General features: G+C 71.6%; 3 protein-coding genes and 1 pseudogene. 2 read left to right on the top strand and 2 right to left on the bottom strand.

Translation table 11 applies throughout. The features are described 5' to 3' along the window. Nucleotides 1–1,782 (bottom strand): annotated as a pseudogene (locus tag ACWDS7_RS46210) (NAD-glutamate dehydrogenase); the annotation flags it as partial. An 846-nt stretch (nucleotides 1,783–2,628) separates the two neighbouring features. On the opposite strand from ACWDS7_RS46210, the gene ACWDS7_RS46205 reads away from it, so the two are divergent. Continuing rightward, nucleotides 2,629–4,047 carry an FAD-binding oxidoreductase gene (locus ACWDS7_RS46205; RefSeq protein ID WP_451934470.1) on the top strand — a complete coding sequence of 473 codons (1,419 nt, stop codon included), beginning with the start codon at nucleotides 2,629–2,631 and terminating at the stop codon, nucleotides 4,045–4,047. Nucleotides 4,048–4,093: 46 nt separating this feature from the next. Here the strand turns inward: ACWDS7_RS46205 and ACWDS7_RS46200 are convergent, their stop codons facing one another. Further along, nucleotides 4,094–4,381 carry a type II toxin-antitoxin system Phd/YefM family antitoxin gene (locus ACWDS7_RS46200; protein ID WP_451934469.1) on the bottom strand — a complete coding sequence of 96 codons (288 nt, stop codon included), beginning with the start codon at nucleotides 4,379–4,381 and terminating at the stop codon, nucleotides 4,094–4,096. A 26-nt stretch (nucleotides 4,382–4,407) separates the two neighbouring features. Between ACWDS7_RS46200 and ACWDS7_RS46195 the strand changes: the two genes are divergently transcribed. Further along, nucleotides 4,408–5,070, top strand: coding sequence for an ATP-dependent Clp protease proteolytic subunit (locus tag ACWDS7_RS46195; protein ID WP_451934468.1), 663 nt, complete (start codon nucleotides 4,408–4,410; stop codon nucleotides 5,068–5,070). Nucleotides 5,071–5,338 lie beyond the last annotated feature (268 nt).

Raw genomic sequence — 5,338 nt, 5'->3', positions numbered from 1 at the left:
GCCCATCCGCTGGAGCAGCGGCAGCACATGCGACAGGGAGATGGGCGCGCCGATCCGGTAGAGCTTGAACCGGCGCTCGCCCTCGGCGGCGTCGTAGGGCTCGTAGAGGTTCATCCCGATCTCGTCGGAGGAGACGGCGAGCGCCTCCAGGCGGCGCAGGTCGGCGACCGCCATCCGGGCCGGGAAGTCGGCCTTGTAGCCCTCGGGGAAGGCCGAGGCGTAGCGGCGGATGAGGCCGGGCGCCTCCTCCTCCGAGCTCAGCTCGGCGATGGCGGTGGCGAGGTCGTCGTCCCAGGAGCGGGTGGCGGCGGCCAGCCTGGCCTCCAGCTCCTCCACGTCGACGGCGTCGGCGTTCAGCGGCCTGCCCCGCTCGCCGCGCACGACCACGTGCAGCCGGGCCAGGGCGGACTCGCCGATCATCGCGCTGTAGTCGAAGGCGGTGCCGCCGACCGTCTTGAGCAGGATCTCCTGCATCTTGACGCGGATCTTCGTGGTGTAGCGGTCACGCGGGAGGTAGATCAGGCAGGAGATGTAGCGGCCGTAGTCGTCCGGGCGGAGGAAGACCTTGACCTGCTTGCGCTCGCGGAGCCTGAGCACGCCGAGCGCGATCGGCAGGAGCTGCTCCACCGAGGTCTGGAAGAGCTCGTCGCGGGGGAAGGTCTCCAGGATCTCGATGAGGTCCTTGCCGTCGTGGCTGTCGGAGGCGAGCCCGGCCAGGACGAGGACCTCGGCCAGCTTGCGCCGGAGCACCGGGATGCGGGAGATCGACTCGCTGTAGGCCACGTGGGTGAGCAGGCCGAGGAAGCGCCGTTCGCCGACGACCTCGCCGGAGGCGTCGAAGATCTTCACGCCCACGTAGTCCAGATAGGCCGGGCGGTGCACGGTGGCACGCGTGTTGGCCTTGGTGATGATCAGCATCTGCTGCTTCTCACGGGCCTTGGCGCGCAGCTCCGGGGAGAGCGCGGCGAAGCTGTCGGAGCCCGCCTTGTCGTGGCGGAGGATCCCCAGGCCGGTCCCCGGCACCGGGCGCAGCCTGTCGCCCTCCTCGCCCTCCTCCAGGCGGTATTCGCGGTAGCCGAGGAAGGTGAAGTGGCCGTCGGCCAGCCAGCGCATCAGCTCCAGGCTGTCCTCGACCCCCGCCAGGTCCAGCGGCGGCGGGTTGACCGACACGTCTTCGGCGGTCTGCACGGCCAGGGCCCGCATCTTGACGAAGTCCTCGACGGCGTAGCGGACGTCCTCCAGGACCCGCTGCAGGTCGGCTTCGAGCTCCTTGAGCGTGGCCTGGTCGGCCTGCCTGTCGATCTCGAAGTGCATCCAGGACTCCACGAGCATCTGCCCGGTGACGTCCTGCTCCTCGGGGCCGAGCAGCTTGCCGGTCATGTCCCTGCGCACCCGCATCTGCGGGTGGACGACGAGCTGGATGCCGATCTGGTGGCGGTCGAGCTCCATCGTCACGGAGTCGACCAGGAAGGGCATGTCGTCGGTGACCACCTCGACGACGGAGCATCCGGGGTCCCAGCCGTGCTCCTCCAGGCTCGGCGTGTACGCCCGCACCATGGCGCGGCCCTGGGGGCGCTTCTCGGCGAGCTGCCGCTGGGCCATCGCCGGGCCGTACACGTCGACCTGGTTGCGGCTCAGCAGGTCTTCTGGCGCGACATGCCGGTAATAGAGCTTGAGGTAGGCGAGCGCCTCCTCAACACCCACATGATCGCTGCCCGGTGTGTGCGCGCACGTTTCGGCGGCACTCCTCAGCAGCTCGTCCTTCGCCTCGTCGAGCGGCATGTCGCTCTCACTCCTTTGTGAGGGGGTTTTGCATATTTGATGGGGATCTAGGACCAAGTCCGTAGTTCCCATAGAAAAGGGAAGTAATGCGGGCGCGGGCGGTGCTCTCCGGGACGGGAGGTCCACAGTGGAGCACCCGGCCCCGCCGCGGTCCGCCGCCCCGCCGCCGGCGCGCGAGGCGTCCGCGGCGGGAGGATGATCTCGTCGTGGGTGAGCCGGTCCTCGGCCAGTCGTCGCGGGTCGTCATGTGACCCGCGGCCCCTCGCCGCCATCGGCGGAGAACCGGAGGTCTCCTGGTCGGAGACGGCGGGTCGGCGCCGGGAGAGGACGGTGGGACAAGCATCCCACACGGCCGCTCCGGAAGGGCGGCAGCGCCACCTGGCGCGTCCGGACGCACCGGCGCCCGTCAGGCAGTCCAGACAGCTCACGTCTCTCCGCTCACCGGACATGGCCCGCGGCACAACACCTCCAGCGGCCATCTGCCCCGATCCCCGTTGACCGGAGCATGCCGCCGCTCCTGATATCACCCGAAAAGCCGTAAAACGTCAACGTGGCGGCCCGCCGTCTCCGGAGCGGCCCCGGACGGCCCCTCCCGGCGGCTCCTGCCCGGTCCCGGGAGCGGGATCCCTTCCTGCCCGTCAATCGTAGAGCCCGCGGCGGGTGCGTTCGATGGCTTCCCGGGACTCCGGTGGAGCCGACGCGGCTCGCACCCGGCCCACGAAGTGATGGGAATGTGACCAACCAGCCGGGCCGGGCGGCCGTCTCAACGGGCAGGCAGACGGAACTCTCGGGGAGACGAACATGCGGCCCGCTCCGGACAGACGGACATTCCTTCGGATCGGCGGCATGGCCGCCCTGAGCGTGGGGGCCGGGCTGCCCGCCCGGACGGTCCCCTCCCGCTCGGACTGGAACGCTCTGGGGAGGGGGCTGGAGGGCACCCTCGTCAGGCCGGGCGACGCCTCCTACGACACGGCCCGCCGCCTGTTCAACCCCGCCTTCGACGCGGTACGGCCGGCGGGCGTGGCCTACTGCGCCACCCCCTCCGACGTGATCGAGTGCGTCGGCTTCGCCCGGCGGACGAACGTGCCCCTGACCGTGCGGTCGGGCGGCCACTCCTACGCGGGCTGGTCCACCGGGACCGGCCTGGTCGTCGACGTCTCCCCGATGAACAAGGTGGGCTACGCCTCCGGCCGGGCGACGGTCGGGGCGGGCGCCAAGCTCGTCGACGTCTACGACAAGCTGGCGGCGCGCGGGGTCAGCATCCCGGCGGGCAGCTGCCCCACGGTCGGGGTGAGCGGGCTGGCGCTGGGCGGCGGCATCGGCGTGGTGTCCAGGAAGTACGGCCTGACCTGCGATGTGATGGAGTCCGTCCAACTGGTCACGGCCGACGGCCGGCTGCTGACCTGCGACGCCGATCACAACCCCGACCTCTACTGGGCCTCGCGCGGCGGCGGCGGGGGCAACCTCGGCGTGGCGGTCTCCTTCGGCTTCCGGACCCACCCCACCCGCGAGGTCACGGTCTTCTTCCTGCACTGGCCGTGGGCGAAGGCCGTCCGGGCGCTGCGGGCGTGGCAGGCGTGGGCGCCCGCGGTGCCGGACGAGCTGTGGTCCACGATGCACCTGAGCCGCGACGGCGGGACGGACGTGCAGATCGGCGGCCTCTATCTGGGCGGCAGGGCGGACTGCGAGCGGCTGCTGGACCGGCTGGCCGACCGGATCGGCCCGGCCTCCTCCAGCTACGTCCGGCAGACGTCCTACCGCCAGGCCATGATGATCATGGCGGGCTGCTCCACGCTGTCGGTCTCCCAGTGCCACCGCGGCGGCTCCCTGCCCGGCCAGACCCGCGACGGCAGGCTCTCGCGCGACGACTTCAGGGCCAAGTCGCACATGGCCTACCGCCCGCTGTCGGAGGCCGGCGCCGGGGCGCTGGTCGCGGAGGTCGCCCGGCCGGGCAGCCACACCGTGCTCCTGGACGCCCTCGGCGGCGCCGTCGGCCGGGTCCGCCCGGAGGCCACCGCCTTCCCGCACCGGGCGGCCCTCTACAGCGTGCAGTACTACGCCCACCGCGCCGGGGCGGCGGGCTGGGCCAGGGCGGCGCACGCCCGGATGCGCCCCCACTTCGGCGACCACGCCTATGTGAACTACGCCGACGCCGAGCTGGGCGGCTGGCGCGCGGCCTACTACGGGGCGAACGCCGCCCGGCTCGCCCGCGTCAAGGCCGTCCACGACCCGGGCCGCCTCTTCCGCCTCCCCCAGGGGATCTAGACCCGCTCACCCGGGACCCGGGAGGTCCAGGCCCCGGAGCGGGGTCTCAGGGTCTGCCGGGCTCGCGCGGCGGCCGGTGCTCGGCGGCGATGCCGATGCGGCGGGACCCGGCCGGCCGGGACTCCGCGTCGTAGGTGGCGGCCCCCAGCCGGAGGACCGTCTCCGAGGCCTGCCGCTCCATGCTCTCCAGGCGTTCGAGGTCGGCCGCCGGGACCAGCGCCACGAGCGGCTTGCCGTGCCGGGTCATGACGATGCGCTCCCCGCCGTACGCGGCGCGGTTCACCAGCTCGGCGAAGTCCGCACGGGCCTGCGTCACCGGGATCTCTTCGGCCATGCCTCCAGCATAGCAGTCTGTGCATAATGTACATTTTAAATGTTCTGTACAGAGTGGAGGCGCGCATGAACGGTTTCACCGGCCGCTACGTCCTGCCGGACCTCGTCGAGCGGACCAGCTACGGCACCAGCGTGACGGATCCCTACTCCAAGCTCCTCGCCGGACGGATCATCTTCCTCGGCACCCCGATCGACGACACCAGCGCCAACGACGTGATGGCGCAACTGCTCTATCTCGACTACAACGACCCCGGGCAGGACATCTCGCTCTACATCAACTCCCCCGGCGGCTCGTTCACCGCGATGATGGCGATCTACGACACCATGCAGTACGTCACGGCGGACGTGGAGACCGTCTGCATGGGCCAGGCCGCCTCCGCCGCCGCCGTCCTGCTGGCGGCCGGGACCCCGGGCAAGCGGATGGCCCTGCCGCGCTCGCGCGTCCTGATCCACCAGCCCTCCGGCGAGGCGCAGGGATCCTTCAGCGACCTGGAGCTGCACGCCCATGAGCTCCTGCGCGCGCAAGAACTCATGGAGATACTCCTGGCCAGGCACACCGGGCAGAGCGAGGAGCGCATCCGGCGCGACATCGAGCGGGACAAGGTCCTGGACGCGGACGGGGCCATCGCCTACGGCCTCGTCGACGTGACGGTCCCCTTCCGCAAGGCGACGGCCTCCTCCCCGGAGTAGGTCCCGTCCCCGTCCCCGTCCCCGTCCCCGTCCCCGGTCCCGGTCCCGGGACACCGTCCCGTCCCGCCTGGGCGCGGGCGCTTGTACGGTGTGCCGGACGGCTCGGGAGGGACAGTGATCGCAGCGGCACGCACCGCCTGGCCCTGCTCCGTCCTGACTCTGGCCCTGGTGGCCCTGTCCGTCGTCCTCGCCGCGCTCAACGAGACCGAGGTGTGGGCGCTGAGCCACCTGCTGTTCGTGGGGGCCTGCGCGCTGGCGGGCGGGCTGA

This window comes from Streptosporangium sp. NPDC003464, from assembly GCF_053588315.1.
Note: the sequence above shows the minus strand (reverse complement) of the source record. Positions and strands in the feature narration are given on the sequence as shown.